This window comes from Dermabacter sp. p3-SID358, from assembly GCF_025147465.1.
In the GTDB taxonomy this organism is placed as follows: domain Bacteria; phylum Actinomycetota; class Actinomycetes; order Actinomycetales; family Dermabacteraceae; genus Dermabacter.
In genome coordinates this window covers 1-15746 of record NZ_JALXOZ010000019.1, presented here as the reverse complement: position 1 = coordinate 15746, position 15746 = coordinate 1, and the positions used below count along the sequence as shown (strand labels likewise).

Below are 15746 nucleotides of genomic sequence, written 5' to 3'. Positions count from 1 at the left end.
TCACGCGCCACCGCCACCCCAGAAACAACAACACCCACCCATCGCGCAACACTCGCACACGAAGAAGCCGAGGAAACCGCACGCCACAAAGCCAAAGACTTCCTCACGCAACTCGAACGAGACAACCTCCGCCTCGAAACCTCGACCACTACCGACGGCTCACCGGGCGTGAGCGTGAAAGCCCGTGCTGGGGCATGGAGGGGCCACTACCAAAAACCCGCCCACACCCCACACAACCTCGCCGTTGACGTCCTCGTCGAAACCCTCCTCAACACACGCCCCAACCACCCCACCGCACAACTCGCACCACCAAGCACCGCACCAGGCATCACCCACGACCCCTGGACACCACTACCCCACCCCCACACCAACAACGGAAACCTCTCACCCAACAACCACGACGCGAGGCACACAAACCCACCACCCGGCGCCCCACACCCACCACAAAAACCACCAACGCAAACAGACAAAGAAACCGAGACCATCCCAACCGAACACGCCACCACTGAAAGCCACGCAACCGAACACACCAGCGGTGTTCGGGGATCAGAGCGCGCCCGCAGATTCGACATCGGGCTACTCGTGCCCGTGGACCCAGACGTCTCCACCGCCTACATCCCCGACGCCGGCCCCATCACCGCCAAAACCGGATTCGACTACCTCAACGAGCTCTACAGCAACGACGTCCTCGTCAAATACCGACGCATCTTCACAAGCGCCACAACCGGAGAAGTCCTCGCCATGGACTCCCGCTCCCGAATCTTCCCCAAAGCCCTCGCCGAACTCGTCCGCCTCAGAGACCGCACCTGCCGCGGCCCCTACTGCAATGCACCCATCACCCACATCGACCACATCAAACGCCACGCACAAAACGGCCCCACCACCCTCACCAACGCCCAAGGCCTCTGCGCACGATGCAACCTCGCCAAAGAAGCCCTCACCGTCACACCCACCACAAACACCAAGACAAGCACCAACACCACACCCCACACCACCACCTGGACCACCCCAAACGGCCGCACCTACACCAGCACCACACCCACATACGACAGCTAAGCAACCCGAAAGCCGCGGGGACGAACGCTCGCGCCAGATGCAAGAGTCTCGACAGATGCAAGAGTCTGAGGAAACGGCCGCGCTGCCAAAAGCGGCCACGCCGCCACTAACGAGAGGACACCAAGGCCATTCGTAGAGATTGTCCGTGGGGCGAGAGGCGTCCCCTGCTTCGGAGCGATGGGGCACTTCAGTTCTGCCACGGGTCCCGGCCCGCGCGCCTAGGATTGAGAGCGTGAGCACTTACGAACAGAAGAATGAGCTTCAACAGGGCGCGGGCGAGCGTCGGAACGAGAACCCCGCTGCCAAAGTCGCCGAGAGCAACCATCAGGGCAACCCCGCTACGGGGGCGCTCAATACCGGGGATTCGGCTTCCACCGTTTCCACCGCCTACGCCACCCGCCGCCCTAGCCGCATGCTTTCGAGCGTGTGGGGGGATGAGCAGCACGCCGTCGAGGCCGCGCAGAAGTGGGCGCGCGAGCACACGGCGCTTGCCCATGACCCGAAGGCCACCGCACGCTCCGCAGCCGAGCTTGACGAAGCCGTCAAGGCGCTGGCCGGCGACATGATCACCGAAGAGGGCATCGGCGCCGATCGAGCCCTTGAGATCTACGAGAACATTCTCATCCCGGCGACCCGCGCCGCCGATGACCCCATGAACCTCGCCTATATTCCCGGTGCCCCCACGCGCGCGGCCGTTGCCTTCGACAACGTCGTGAGCGCCGCCAACGTGTTCGGTGGCGTGTGGGAAGCCGGCGCCGGCGCTATCTGGGCCGAGAACCAGGTGCTGCGGTGGCTCATGGACCTGCTCGGCTGGCCGGAAGGATCCGCTGGCGCCTTCGTCTCGGGAGGCACAAGCGGCAACCTTTCCGCGCTCGCGACGGCACGCGAGAAGGCCCGCGAAGAATGGGCTTCGAGTGGCGTGTTTATCGACGGACGCCCCACGACGGGCTTCAAGGTCGCCTGCGCGAGCAGCGCCCACTCGTCGATCCGAAGCGCAGCGCGCCTGCTCGACGTCGAAGTCGTCACCGTCCCAGTGGACGAGCGCGGCCATTTGAGCGGCCCCAACCTCGCCCGCGCCCTCGACGAGAACCCGGGCGTCTTCGCGGTTGTTGCCTCGGGCGGCACCACGAACGCCGGCATCGTCGACGATATTCGCTCCGTCGTCGAAGTCGCTCACGCGCGCGGTGTGTGGGTGCACATCGACGGCGCCTACGGCGGCGCCGCCCTCGCAGCCCCGAGCGCCCGCCCCCGCTTCGACGGGATCGAGGAAGCCGATTCCTTCATCGTCGACCCGCACAAGTGGCTGTTTGCCCCCTATGACTGCTGCGCACTCGTGTACCGGGACCCGAGCCCCGCCTACCGCGCGCACTCTCAGCACGCCGAATACCTGGATTCGATCGTGAGGTCCGACGCCAACCCGAGCGATCTCGCGGCCCACCTCTCGCGTCGCACGCGCGGCCTCCCGCTGTGGTACTCGCTGCTCACGCACGGCACGGCGAAGTATTCCGAGGCGATCGAGAAGTGCCTCTCCACTTCGCGCGCGGTGCGTCGCGGCATCGACGATATCGAGCACCTCGAGATGGTGATCGAGCCTGAGCTCAGCGTTCTCGTGTTCCGCCGCCCGGGTTGGACCGACGAGCAGTATCACGAGTGGTCGCAGCGCATGGCCCGCGACGGCGTGATCCTGTGCATCCCCACGAAGCACAGCGGCGAAACGGTGCTGCGACTTGTGTTCGTGAACCCCGATACGGAAGCGGACCGCGTGATCGCGGTTTTGCGCGACACGATGGCCTAACGCCCCTCTCAGCGCGAGTCCGCGAGCGCGAGGCTCTCGAATTCGGCGAGGGCCGTTTCATCGGCATCGCCCGCTGCCCGAGCCCGGGCAATGCGGCGCAGGATCGCCTCTGCCTCGCGCGAGGATGCCCGGTCTCGATCCTCTTCTCGCATGCGCGTGAGCAGCAGGGCCCTTGATTGGAGCGCCGAAACGGTGGCATCGCGCCGTAAATCAGGTGTGCTGTCGAGGTCGTCGGCAACGCGTTCGGCGAGTGAAGCAACCTCAGCGTGAGCGGCGGCCTCCGCCCATGTGCGCCCCGCCATGCTCAGGGCCTGTGCGCGTACTCGCTCGGCGTGCCACTGCCCCGCAAGGTCCCGAGCGCGGTCGGCAAGAATTTTCGCGCGGTTGACGGGGATGAGCGCTGCCTCCGGGTCGCCTTGGGCGAGCCGGGCAATCGCGATCGACGACCAGGCGTGAAAACGCACATGCACGGCGTGGACGCGGGAGGCGTTTTCCTCAACAGCAGCAAGCGGCGCTTCCACCGCGTCAGTCATGCCCGCGACAAGCGCCGTGCGCACGAGAGTCAGGCCCAGCTCGACCACGACATCGGGAATGCTGGCAACGCCGCCTCTCTCTCGCGCGGCATCGCACCACGAAAACGCTTCCGCGGCGGCACCGTAGGCATCCGTCGGACCAAATGCGCGTGCCCGCCGACCCCCGCCTGCGCCGCCCGGGTCCACTGCCGAGAGCGCAAAGCGCTGCAGCAGAGCGGCGCGAAGGTACTGGTCAGGACCAGAAAACCCCGGGGCGGAAGCGGATCTTTCGAGGGCGGCATGGCAGAGCGCTGCCGAGGGCGCCTCGGGCGCGGTCACGAGCTCGACCACGCGCCTTTCGAAGGAATCCGACGCTTGCCCCGCACACCACGCGTCCACGCGTGCACGCCGCTCGCGCGCGAAGGCTCGGCGATTGGCAACCGCAAAAAGCGGCGCGTGCCACGTGAAAAGCGAGCCGACATCATCCTCGTGCGCGGCTCGCTTTTCCATGACTGAAGAGTATCAATCGAGAATTTTTACTTCTTTGCCTTCGCGGAAATCGCCTTCACGAGGTCGGTCTTGAGCGTTCCCGGCTGCTCGCCGTCGCCCATCCACTCCTCGCCGTCGATGTACACGGTCGGGGTGCCAACCTGGCGTTCCTGGCCAACCTCTTCGATAGTCGCGACGTAGTCGCGGTACTTCTCGTCGAGGACGGCGTTCTTGACCTCTTCACTTGCGCCGGCCTTCACCGCTGCTTCGGCAACCTCGGCCGTATCGGGCGTGGGGTCCTCCGGCGATTCGGGCTGGAGCGCGAACATCGCTTCGTTCATGTCCCAGAACAGCTTCGGATCCTCGACCCACGAGGCGACGACAGCGCTCGCCGTATCGTTCGAGAACGTGAGCCCCGTGCGCTTATCGAGCATCGGGCGCGGGTAGACGCGGTAGTTGATGTAGCCCTTCTCGACGAGTTCGCGAATGTCCTTATCCTGCGCCTCGGCAAAAAGCTTGCAGTGCGGGCATCGGTAGTCAACGAGCAACTCGACGGCCGGCCCCTCGGAGTCCGGGTTGAACTCGAGGTAGGGCTTCGATTCGTCGAACGGCACGCTCACGGCAGCGCTCTGCGTGGGCGACGGCAGGGCGGGGGTGGCGTCGGAAGCGCCAGAATCCGACGCTTGCTTGCCTTCCTTGCTTTCCTTACTTTCTGAGTTTCCGCACGCCGCAAGCAGCATCGTGGCGGCAACACCACCCGCGGCAAGCACGCCGCGGCGGGTCGTCATGAGAGGCTTCAATTCACGCGAGTTTTTGAGACTGGTCATGGACCTATTGTGACGGCTTCACCCCGGGAACGGCGGGGACCCATGGGACCTGAGACAAAAATTGAGTGAAGTGTTCACGATGTGGGCGGGGCCCAGCCACTCGTTTCGAAAGTGATGAGGGGAAGATGCGGGAGGCCATGGGCTGCGGGGGGAAATGTGCCACTCTGGAGTTAAAACAGCAAACCTCCACCGGGCGTGTGTCCTGGTGGAGGTCCCTTATTCCTGTGGACCTAGCGGGAGGCTTATCGAAACCTGCGCCTCACTGGTTCGCATGGGCTCGATGCATCGGTTGATCCGCGTCCGTCAACGCCGGGTCCGTCCCCTCGAGCCGCGCGCCCGAAAGCTCCCTCGCGTGAGCGAGGAGATGCTGGTTCGAGCAAGAGGCACGCTACGCGGCGGGCGCCACGTTACGAGAGATTGCAAAGGAACTCGGACTTGGGCGGGAGCGGCTGGCATCGCTGCTGCGAACGCGGGGTGTGCGCTTGCGGCGTGCAACGCCATCGGACAGGGAGGTCCGGGAAATGATCCGTCGTTATGTAGCCGGCGAGACGTTCAAGCGTATGGGCATGCAGCTTGGTTACTCCCCCAGCACGATCCGCAACTATCTGAGGTCTGCTGGGATCGAACTCCGGGACACGCATGGACGCGAAAGGTAACCTGCCCCCTTACCTTCACGCACGCGGACACGAGCGAGGGACCGCTTCGAGGCACGAATACCGGAGGCAGTCATCGAGAAGCCCTCGGAGATACCGTATGCCCGCCTCGTATTGTTAGTGTCAGTGCACCCTCGACGGCTTGGTCTGATTCCCAGGAACCTCGAGCATCACGACGTGACGCTCAATGGCACCTCCGTTGACGGGGACTGTCGTATGGGAAACGTACTCGGTCAGGTGGGCTGAGGGAGATTTGTCCTTCGGCGGCGTCATTCGCAGCACAATGAGGAAGCCGATTCGTACGTCTGACGCTTGGTAGGAAACTGTCTGCTTGATGTAGGTGGACTTGTCGGCGACTGGGACTGCCGTGTGGTCGGCCTTCAATTCCAAGTACAAGTGGAAGCCCGAGAAGTGGATCTGGATGTCAGCTCTACCCCCGCCGACTTCCTGAACCTCGACATTCGTGGCACTTCCCAGCTGCCCTTGATTCAGCCAGTCGTAGAGGTCCGCATGCAAGTCCTGCTCGTCAGCCTCAGGATCGAACAAGTAGGAGTTCCATGACTGCTGAGAGTTGATGCGTTGGCGGACGAACTTGATGAGCTGGTCGAGCACAGCTGTAACGGCAGGAACGACGTCGCCACGAAAGTCCTCCGCCCGCGTCAGCGCCTCGATCATCCTCTTTCGGGTCGCGGTAACCATGAGGTCGGGATCTGGATCGATAGCAGCCTGTCGGTCCGCGATACTGCCAGTGAGACGTTCGAGTTGTTCCTGTGGAACACCCTTGAGCGCGTCAGCCACGGCCGGCGTAGATGCGAAGAAGTCAGCCAGCAGGGGCGGTAGGGCTGCCACCTGCGTATGGGATTTTCCCGGCGGTTCCGGGGCCGCTACGAGGCTGATGCGCGCAGCCTCCAAGACATGCTCTGCAGTCGTTAGCCGACCCTGCAAGTCTGCCTTGTTTGCCGAGTCGCCCCCGGCGCTGGCGGCCGCAAGTTTCCCTCTAAGTGCGTCTGTGTGGTCAGTGAGGTTTCGCAACAGTCCGGCGCGCGCGGCGAACCCGCTGCCGATTGCGGGCCGCAGAACTGTCACGACGTTCTGGGATCCCCCTGCGGAGTGGGTGAGCTCGTATGAACGAGAGGAAGAGTAGATGGCGCTAATATCGTCCAGCACGATCGACGCGTCATAAATGCTGTCACGGCTGAGCTGGTCGCCCAGGAACGCGAGATCCTCAGCGAATCGACTCCACCCCCGAAGCACGGCCGTCTTCCGGTCGCCGCTCCAATGGTTGAGCCCGCGCCGATCAAAGGTGAATTCGTCCGCGCGTGCGGCGATCGCTTTGGCCTCGTCGAGATCGGGCGCCCAGGCAGCGGCATCATAGGGGGCGGTTGTCGCCGGCAAGGCGGACAGGAGCTTCCGAAGCAGCTCCAGGGCAGGTTTAAGCAAGCAAGCGTCGTCGCGATCGTCAAGATTCGCTACAAAAGAAAGATTCTTGACCGCGGTGTCAAGTTCATTGCACATGTCCGTCACCGCGGTCAGACGTAATGCCTTAGCTAAGGCGATGTTCGCCAACGTCCACGCAGCATCCGGTGCCGCATCACGGCGGAACACCTCGTTACGCTCAACCACTTCTTCAGTTGGTGGTTGGTTGTAGCGTGGGGCAGCAACACCGGTGAGGACGTCGATGACGTCGGCGGTCTCTTCGTCAGGCGTCCAGTGGTCGAATGCCAACGCGACCGTTCGCATGACTGCCTGCGCGTACCGACGGGGCTGTGGCTCGGTGATGTCCTCCAGGAGCGCCAGCAACTTGTGCTTCGAACCGCGGCCGCGGACCGCTAGCCGAGCGGCCGCTTCAAGTGCCGTAGCTCTCCGCAGCACTGAGGCTTGATGCAACCCTCCTTGTTCGCTGGTCGGAGGTACAGCCAGCGTCAAGCACCGCGCGGCGAGCAAGTCACCCGCTATCTCGGAGGTCGCCGCGTCAGTGCAAAAGAAGTCCACAGCCGAGGCAAAGAGTCCAGGATCTTCGGTATCGAGCACCGCAGTAGCGAGTGCCTCGACCGCGCGACGCATGCTCTCAGTGTCAGGTCCGCCAGTCTCTGCAGCGGCGTCGCGGGCGGCCAGGGCTGTCACGGGCATGATAAGCGGGTCGTCGACTAATTCTGGCGCGACGATCTGGATCGAGTCCCAGCCGCCGATCCTATTCAGAGAGTCGGAAGGAGGTTCAGCGCCGGTAAGAACCCCCTGCAGTGCGGTGAGAGTAGCCCCAGCATCAGACTGATCCGCCACGGAACCTCCTCTGGCATGAGTCGGAGACGAGCTCTCCTCCATTCAACCGTTGGCCACGGGTGGTGCCGGACGCCGTCGATGCACGTGTCACGTCACCACACGAAGTCAGTGCCGGTCGCGACCAGCAAGTTGGACTGAGGAAGGACGGCTTTGAGCATCGGACCGTGGGTGGTGGCGACCACGATCTGGAGGTCTGTTTCCCCAGCAACTGCGACCATCGTCTCGATCATGGTCTTCAGATCAGCTTCGGGGATCTCTTCGGCTGCCGGCGAATCGATGAATAGCAAGCCTGGATGCCGCCCGACGCCGGCGCGGTGGCCCAGTTCGACTAGCGCGATAACCGCGGCAAGCTTGATGCGGAGCTTCTCGCCGTTGGTGAGACTGCTGTATGTCGTGGTGGTCCCGCCCTTGACGACGTCCATGTTGCCATTGCCTTTGAGCTTCACGGCAGTGATGTTGGTCGACCCGAAGCGTTGGGCAAGGGATGCGATCGTGTCCGAGACCGACTGCAGAAGAGGATCTTGGTCGTTTTTTACCCACCTCTTGGTCAGGTCCGACGTCGCCTGTAGCACGATAAGCTCGTCATCATCATCGCCGTCGGTCCGCCGTTCGGTCATCGCGCTGCTCAGCGCGTCGAACGCACTCTGCGCCCGGGCGAGTTCCAGCTCGGCCTTAAGTCGGGCCCGGGCTGAGTCGAGTTTCAACCGCCCCTGGGCTGCGGCGTCTTCAGCCTCACGACGCTTAGCTTCCGCTTCCCGATAGCGATCCTTCAGAGCAGCGACACCGCTGTCTGCGTCGGCCACAGCGCTACGGAGCGCTTCAAGCGGATCGATGATCTCCTCGATCTCCGTGTCCTCACGACCACCCTCTGCTGCGACTTCACCTTCAGGTGCGTCCGACCCGTCGATCGCCGTTGGATCGTCCAGATCGAGCTCGTGCAGGCACAGTGAGCACTCATGCGTCGTGGTTTCCGCCGCATACCGGTTGGCGTCAACTTTCGTTGAGCACCTTGGACACACGGTGGGCGTCATGCCATTGAACAGCCGCCTCGCGACGGCATCTTCAATTGCGGCCTGCTGCCTCATTTCCTCAGCGCGCAGGTGTGCCCGTGCCTCAGAGGCCGCAGCATCAGCGGTCATGATTTGGAGGGAAAGATTGTGTGCCTCGTGGGCTCTTTCGGAAGCCGCCGATGCGAGGGCAAAAACGGTATCAACATCAGGCTCGTCGGTATCGAATGCCTCCAAACCTTGCAGTGCCGCCGCAACGCGGTCTTCGGCTTGCCTCAAAGCGGTAGCCGTAGCCGAGGTGGCAGCCTGACGCTTCGCCGCTTCCTCGTGTCGAGAGTGTTTGAGGGAGTTGAGTGCGGTCGCGACCTGCGCGTCCACAGCCGCCCAACTAGTGCCGACAAACATCTGGAGGATACGGGTCTTCAGTGTGCTCTCGTTCCCGATGATGGGATCGAGCTTGTCTGCGTGCACTGTCAGCGCCGCCGCGTACGAAGGCCAGGTGTGCTTGGTCTCCACGCCATTGGCGAATACGGAGATCGCGTCCAGGCGCAGACGCTCGAGCATGACTGCTCCCATGACAGACTCGAACTCCGAGTGGCCATCGAACTGCCCCAACACGGTTCGACTTCCGGAGGTGATTCTCTGCTCTACCGCGCCGACCGGTATACCGTCGCGCACGTCGAACTCGACGTACAGGGGGACCTCATCAATGTGAAACTCGGCGCTCACATGTTTAATCCATGAGAAAACGTCGGCCTGCAAATGACTCCGTCCGGTCAAGGCCCACATCGTCAGATGTAGGACCGAGGATTTGCCTCGCAGGTTAGCTTCAGAACCGACACCGTTTACCCCATTGCCGGGGGACCAGTTCAAGTTGATGGGTGCGGACTTGACCTCGGCCGCCTCGTTCCCTTCCGCCGGATTCTCGGAGTAGTGCTTCGTCCCGGTGACGTGGAGTCGCCGAACACGCAATCGCGCGGGTACGCCGCGGGACGCCGTCGATGACACGTCGGCATTGAGCAGGATCCTCTCGACCCGAGCCAGGTCGATCTCCATGCCACGACGCCGGAGCTCGGCAAACACCGCTTCACCTAGGATGGTCATGCCACTCCTTCCACACGCGTTGCCACGGCCTTCACCTCGTTCAAGCGTTCGCGTACGCCATCGTGAATCGGCGCGATGTTCGTGCCGAGTTTGGTTCGCGCATATTCGGCTTGTTGGTACTGACGCTGCTTTAGCTTGCTACCGACGTCAGATCCAGCAACGAGCGCGACGAGCTTGACCTGGTTGGTGTACCAGGACAGCACCTTCTCTCTTCGCAGACCATCGACAGCGGCACGGCCGGCAGACGTTAGGAAGAACTGACTGCGGGCAGTCTTCGTGATGCCGCCCTTGCGTCGCACTTGGGCGAGGCCGTATGCAGAGAGGACAGAAAAGGCATCGTCGATTGCTTCGTATGCGCCATGATGCCACCGGGGCATCGGGTACCAGTGCAGGTCCGGCTCAGGGCTGTCGAGGAGGTCCTCGATGACCGGCAGGTACTCATCGGAGAGTGACTCGTCAGCCTTGACCATCGTGAGGAGCTCGTCGGCAAGGTAGTCAGGGTTTCTGAGCCAGAAGTCGAGAGCTTGGAGCCGCATCTCGGCCCGGATGACGGCAACACAATCCTCTGGGTCACCTTGGGCAACATCCTCGCCGCACCCGTCAAGTAGCACCAACAGCCGGATGGCATGTTGCATCACACTCGGCGCAGGACGGACTGACAAGTCGCCACCGCTCTGGCTCATCGCAATCGGTGTTCCCTTCGCAGACAGCACTACCCTCTTACGCGAGTGTATCGCGCGCGTTGGCTCCCCCACGCCCATTTCGGGGAGTCGAGCCGTCATCAGAGCCATCGCGGACCACGCCGCTGGTCACCCGGGCTTGGGCCCGAGCACGTCGAGTCGCTGAAGTCGGTGGATGCCCCGCGAGCAACTGCTTCCGTTCCCATGACAGCGGAGGTATCGTGGGAGTGGCGACCTCTACCTGCGCGACCTACCGCCGGACGTGGTGGGGTGACCAGCTGGCTTCGGCCGAGCGGTCCTTCTTGATTCCTTGTCGCCGGAGACGAGGAGAGGACTGTGCTCATGTTCCGCCTGATCTGGATCGCAGCGTCTACACCCGCTACTTCCTGCGCCGATACATGCCCACCAACATCCGGCTCGACGCGATCCGTACGCGCCGTGGGCTGAAGTGGGGCGTGCCGGCGATGCTGCTGGTCCTCCCCTACCTGTATGTCGCGAGCTTGCTGATGATGGTGATCGAGGACGGCACACCGGGCTGGCTGCACGTGCTGGTGGTGTTGTGCATCTGGAACGCGATGAAGTTCGCGGTCATGGGCCCGGTCAGCATCGTCCTGCTGCTAAGGGCACGCGCCACCGAATGGCGCGAGCGCCGCATGACTCGCCGCTCTGTGCCCGCGGCTGCCTGACCTCGACGCGTTGCGCGTGTGCTGCTGTGCACCTTCTCGGCGTCATCTGACCGAGAAGGAGGCCACGTCATGGCCGGTATCGCTGACCTGGCACCTGATGAACGCCGCGCGCGGATGCTGTTGTCGATCCTATCCGAACCCGACGACGCCATCACCGGACGCGTTATTGCCCGCGAAGGCGGAATCGAAACGATCCGCCTGCTCGGAGACGACGGCGCGGTGCCGGGGCTGAATCGTGTGGACGCGCATGTCTGGCGCGATCGCCTCGGGCTGCCGCACCGACTCGAGGATCTGGCCGAGCGGATCCGGGGCATCGAACAGTCCGGGATCGTGACGGTGATTCCGGGTGATGCGCACTGGCCGCAGGCGCTGAACGATCTGGGCGACCGGGTCCCGTATGTGTTGTGGGCGCGCGGTGCGACGTCGTTCCTGGCCCGGCCGACCGCGGATCTGGTGACGGTCACGGGTGCTCGGGCCGCGACGGGGTATGGCGAGCATGTCGCCGGCGAGCTCGCTGGCGACCTCTCGCGCGGTGAGCGGGTCGTGGTGGCGGGTGGAGAGTACGGGGTCGAGGGTGCAGCTCACCGGGCAGCGCTGGCGTCTGGTGGAGACACGATCGCGGTACTCGCCAATGGGGTCGACCGCCCCTACCCGGCCGATCACCGGGAACTGCTTGATCGGATCGCGGATGTCGGTCTGCTGGTCAGTGAGGTGCCGCCTGGCTCGGTGCCGGCCGCACCCTGCACACTCCTGCCACAGACATGAAGTCCCTGGGCCGGACCGGGACCCTCACACCAGTAATGGTGGCGTAACCAAATGAGGCACGGGTGCCCACGGCACGCGTGCCTCCGGGCTGACCGCCCCTGGGGACGCGAAGAGGCGAAAGCGCCACGTTCGACCACACCACGCCCCAACACCTTTAGAGCCTGTTGACGCGGCGCGAGACACCGCCTAACATAGATGCATGCACAGGAATGTAGATCACCGGAGGGGGTGAGACAGTGCAGGAGCCAGGTGCTTCGTGGACCACAGTTGTCACAACCGTTGACGAGATCGAGGCCACGCTCAACAAGTGGCTGTCACAGCGTCACGGACTGGGACTGACCGACTATCGCGCTCTGACGCTTCTCAGCGAGGCGCCAGATCGCGAACTGCGGATCACCGAACTGGCCACACAGGTCGGGCTCAACCAGAGTTCCACCACCAGGCTTGTAGCACGCCTCGAAGCCAAGGGGTTCGCCGTGCGCGACACCTGCCCCAACGATGGTCGCGGCATTTATGCGGTCCTCACCGAGCCTGGCCTTGCACTCGTACGCGACCTGACCGAAACCTATAACGAACGCCTCAGGGCGCTGCTCGCCAGCACTGTTGCCACCGACGCCGAGAGAAGCCGCGCCTTCAACGCGATCACCAGCTTCCCTTCCTGACCCAAACCCCTACCCGAGCGAACCCAGCCCCCACCGACTTATATGTATGCACATACAGCTAGGAGAGATTTGTGTCTACACCCACCATTGATGTGTACGTCGACTATGTCTGCCCATTCTGTTTCCTGGTCGAACCTGCCATCGAGGAACTGAAGCGTGACCGCGACGTGCGGGTCCGGGTGCGACCGTTCGAGTTGCGCCCTGACCCGGTCCCCACGCTGCGCCCAGAGGATGACTACTTGCCCCGCGTGTGGCGCGATGCTGTCTACCCGATGGCCGAGCGCGTCGGGGTCCCGGTGCGACTGCCCAGTGTCTCGCCGCAGCCTCGTACGGAGAAAGCGTTCCTTGTGCTGCAGCTTGCGCAGGAGCAAGGCCTTGCTGAGGACTACTCGCGGGCCATGTTCGCGGCCTTCTTCCAGGACGATCGCGACATCGGTGACGAGGACGTGATCGTCGACATCGCCGAAACCCTGGGCATGGACGCCGCTTCGGTCCGCAAAGCCATGAGCAGCCCGGAGCGGCTACGACAGCATCGCGCCGACCTGGCTCATGCCACCGAGACCGTCGGCGTAACTGCGGTGCCCGGCATCGTGATCAACGGCACCCTTCTCCAAGGCGTCCCGAGCGCGACCAGACTGAAGAAGGCCGTCGACGCCGTGAGTACCTCCGGGGGCTCGGATGGCTGACTTCCTGGAGGATGTGCTGACCCAGGCGGTCGCCGCGGCGCTGGCCCATGTCGAGAGTGGTGGCATTCCGTTCGTGGGAGTGGTGGTTGACGGCGACCGGGTGATCTCGGAGTTTGGCGTCAACCGCGTCCACGAAACGGGCGATCCAACGGCTCACGCAGAGATCGTGGCTATCCGTGACGCCCTCACCGCCTCTGGGCGCTCTCATCTTCGCGGCGCGACCCTCTTGGCCACCGGTGAGCCGTGCGGCATGTGCTACCGATACGCCCTCGACGCCGGCATCACCGACATTCGGGTGGCCGTCACCCGCGACGAGGTCGCGGCACTCGGCTTCGACTACCGCAACAGCTATCCAGCGTTCGGCATCACCGACACGATCCGCGACGCCCACATGCGCCCGCTGCGAGCTCCCGGTGACACCGAACCTTTTACCCGCTTCCTGTCTCTCCACAGCATCTGACCCAACAGAAAGGACCCTTGCCATGCAGTGGCTCTACTTAGCAATCGCCGTCGTCTTCGAAGTCACGGTCGGCATCGCGGCCGGAAAGGCCCAGGGCTTCCGCAATGTCCCCTGGACGATCGCGACCTTGATCAGCGGCGCCATCGCCACCTTCTTCCTCAGCCTCGCCCTGCTCACCTTCGACGTCGGCGTCGGCTATGCCCTTTGGACCTCCCTCGCCGGGGTCGGAATCGTCATCGTCGGTGCCCTCTTCCTCAACCAGCGACTCACCTGGAAAAAGCTCCTCGGCATCGCGATCGTCATCGTCGGCGTCGTCGGCCTCAACCTCGCCGACACCGCCTAAGTCACCCAACCACAGGAAAGGAAATCCGTCATGACTACCACCAGCACCGACACCGCCACCAACGTGGAAACCAGCAACGCCGGGCCCTGGGCCGCGCTCCTGCTCGCAGGTGCTTTCGAGGTCGGCTACGCCCTCAGCGTCAATGGCAGCCAGGGCTTCACCAACCTGACGTGGTCTCTCGTCGCGCTCGTCTTCTTCCTGTGCACGCTGTTTTTCCTCAGCGTTGCACTCAAGCGCATCGATGTTGGCATCGGCTACGCCGTGTGGGCTGGAATCGGAGCCGTCGGATCAGCCGTTCTCGGGCCCGTCTTCTTCGAAGAGACCTTCACTACCACCAAGGCCATCTGGCTCGCAGTCATCATCGCCGGAGTCGTGTGGCTCAAACTTGCCGACAGCACAAAGCTTAAGACCGATACTGACGCAGCGACCCACGCCGAGCCGTGACCACGCATCTGATGCGCTCCTCCCGTCGTGTCGCCGCCGCGGCGGGAGGAGCTTTCGCTTCCTTCTATATCCTCTAAACCAGCGCTCCCACAAGCCTCTCAGCCAGCACTCCCAGCGCCGGGCTGCGCGTAGGGATCGTCATGCTTATCGTCGTTGCCGTACAACCGTTCGTGCTACTTCTCAGTCAGTATGTCTCGACGCGACGGTAGATGGTCACAGCGGCGCTTGCAGCGATGGGCGCAGGGAGCTTTACCTTGCCCGCGGCTGGGCATTGGCCAGGAACGGCGCTGCTTGATCTTGGGTTTGGCGTCTTCGTCGTAACCAGTTCTGCTTGGACCAAAGAGACCGCCATACCGGAACTACTGGGGAAGGCACTCGGTTTGTACGGCTTCGGAGCGGCAATTGGCGGAGCGGTTGGTGCACCCATTGGCCTATGGCTCGCCCAGACAGTCGGCGTCTACGTCACCGCTCTCGCAGGCGGCATACTTGCGTTCGGGTCCGTCCTTGTCACGGTGTCGACGCGGACTGCGCCAGAGACCACCGGCGGCGTCACCCGAGCGAGGACAACGAGTCAACAAAACATGATTTCCAAAGCGGGACGACCCTCGTTGCGCTCAGTGGGCACCTTCTTGCCGTCACAGTGTATGCCTCGGCGCTAACCAGCCTATCCTCCAGCTGAAGGACCTACCTATCTGGCTACTCGTCCTGACGACCTTGGGAATCCAAGTCTCTCTCGCACGCGGCCGCCTTACCGGAGGATTGGCCACGAACATATGGGCGCCATTTCATATAGGGGCCCGCGCTCGCCCTGCTCGTCGTTGCAGCTGCCGGATTCGCTTCCTTCGCTGCGCCGTGGCAGGAACTTGCATTCGGCATCGTCGTTGGGATCACTTCAGGAGTCACACAAACCATTGCGCTGACGATCCTGATGAACCAGGCAGGCACCACGGCGACTACCTCTAGGGCAAGCGCAGCCTGGAACCTGTGCTTTGACAAAACCGCATCCGCTCCAGTCTCGACCAGATCACCACCCGGCTCGACAACCTCACCGACACCTACGCCGAGGCCCGAACAGGCTTGGACCAGCTCGCCGAACTCCTGGTCGACCTCGACGAGCTCTACAACAAGCGCGAACCAGCCGAACGACGCATCCTCAACCGCGCCCTGTTCACCCGCATCACCATCGACGACGAAGAGAACGCCACCCATACCCCCGAGCAGACCACCGCCAGCGTCCTCGCACACACCAGCATCGATGCCCCGACCCACGTCACCGCAGAAACAAAACTGCCCCGCC

14 protein-coding genes and 1 pseudogene are annotated in these 15746 nt (G+C 63.4%); 10 read left to right on the top strand and 5 right to left on the bottom strand.

Annotation, left to right across the window (positions count from 1 at the left end; all coding sequences use genetic code 11):
• Window positions 1-588: 588 nt before the first annotated feature.
• Window positions 589-1056: an HNH endonuclease gene (locus tag M3B90_RS08510; RefSeq protein WP_259889839.1), complete on the top strand. Its 468-nt coding sequence runs from the start codon at window positions 589-591 to the stop codon at window positions 1054-1056.
• Window positions 1057-1288: 232 nt separating this feature from the next.
• Window positions 1289-2851: an aminotransferase class V-fold PLP-dependent enzyme gene (locus tag M3B90_RS08505; protein ID WP_259889838.1), complete on the top strand. Its 1563-nt coding sequence runs from the start codon at window positions 1289-1291 to the stop codon at window positions 2849-2851.
• 8 nt (window positions 2852-2859) lie between these two features.
• Here M3B90_RS08505 and M3B90_RS08500 read toward each other — a convergent pair whose 3' ends face one another.
• The 5 genes from M3B90_RS08500 to M3B90_RS08480 form a co-directional block, all read right to left on the bottom strand.
• Window positions 2860-3873, bottom strand: a complete 1014-nt coding sequence (locus M3B90_RS08500) for a hypothetical protein (RefSeq protein WP_259889837.1) — start codon at window positions 3871-3873, stop codon at window positions 2860-2862.
• A 26-nt stretch (window positions 3874-3899) separates the two neighbouring features.
• On the bottom strand, window positions 3900-4679 hold the full coding sequence (locus tag M3B90_RS08495; RefSeq protein ID WP_259889836.1) for a thioredoxin domain-containing protein: 780 nt from the start codon (window positions 4677-4679) through the stop codon (window positions 3900-3902).
• Between the two features lie 776 nt (window positions 4680-5455).
• Entirely contained in the window at window positions 5456-7612 is a 2157-nt protein-coding gene (locus M3B90_RS08490; protein ID WP_259889835.1) for a hypothetical protein, read from the bottom strand.
• A gap of 92 nt (window positions 7613-7704) precedes the next feature.
• Window positions 7705-9723 (bottom strand): hypothetical protein, encoded by a 2019-nt coding sequence (locus M3B90_RS08485; RefSeq protein WP_259889834.1) that lies wholly within the window; start codon window positions 9721-9723, stop codon window positions 7705-7707.
• On the bottom strand, window positions 9720-10361 hold the full coding sequence (locus M3B90_RS08480) for a hypothetical protein (RefSeq protein WP_259889833.1): 642 nt from the start codon (window positions 10359-10361) through the stop codon (window positions 9720-9722). Before M3B90_RS08480 ends, M3B90_RS08485 begins: the two co-directional genes overlap by 4 nt.
• 440 nt (window positions 10362-10801) lie before the next feature.
• Between M3B90_RS08480 and M3B90_RS08475 the strand changes: the two genes are divergently transcribed.
• The 8 genes and pseudogenes from M3B90_RS08475 to M3B90_RS08440 form a co-directional block, all read left to right on the top strand.
• Window positions 10802-11089: a sulfate permease gene (locus M3B90_RS08475; RefSeq protein ID WP_311199958.1), complete on the top strand. Its 288-nt coding sequence runs from the start codon at window positions 10802-10804 to the stop codon at window positions 11087-11089.
• A 69-nt stretch (window positions 11090-11158) separates the two neighbouring features.
• Complete coding sequence (locus M3B90_RS08470) at window positions 11159-11854, top strand: DNA-protecting protein DprA (RefSeq protein ID WP_259889830.1); 696 nt, start codon at window positions 11159-11161, stop codon at window positions 11852-11854.
• A gap of 236 nt (window positions 11855-12090) precedes the next feature.
• Window positions 12091-12516, top strand: coding sequence for a MarR family transcriptional regulator (locus M3B90_RS08465; protein ID WP_259889829.1), 426 nt, complete (start codon window positions 12091-12093; stop codon window positions 12514-12516).
• 71 nt (window positions 12517-12587) lie between these two features.
• Window positions 12588-13202 carry a DsbA family protein gene (locus tag M3B90_RS08460; protein ID WP_259889827.1) on the top strand — a complete coding sequence of 205 codons (615 nt, stop codon included), beginning with the start codon at window positions 12588-12590 and terminating at the stop codon, window positions 13200-13202.
• Complete coding sequence (locus M3B90_RS08455) at window positions 13195-13662, top strand: nucleoside deaminase (RefSeq protein WP_259889825.1); 468 nt, start codon at window positions 13195-13197, stop codon at window positions 13660-13662. The genes M3B90_RS08460 and M3B90_RS08455 overlap by 8 nt, the downstream gene beginning before the upstream one ends.
• A 22-nt stretch (window positions 13663-13684) precedes the next feature.
• Entirely contained in the window at window positions 13685-14005 is a 321-nt protein-coding gene (locus tag M3B90_RS08450) for a multidrug efflux SMR transporter (protein WP_259889823.1), read from the top strand.
• Window positions 14006-14035: 30 nt separating this feature from the next.
• Complete coding sequence (locus M3B90_RS08445) at window positions 14036-14449, top strand: multidrug efflux SMR transporter (RefSeq protein WP_055088223.1); 414 nt, start codon at window positions 14036-14038, stop codon at window positions 14447-14449.
• A gap of 1077 nt (window positions 14450-15526) precedes the next feature.
• Window positions 15527-15746, top strand: a pseudogene (locus M3B90_RS08440) (hypothetical protein); the annotation flags it as partial.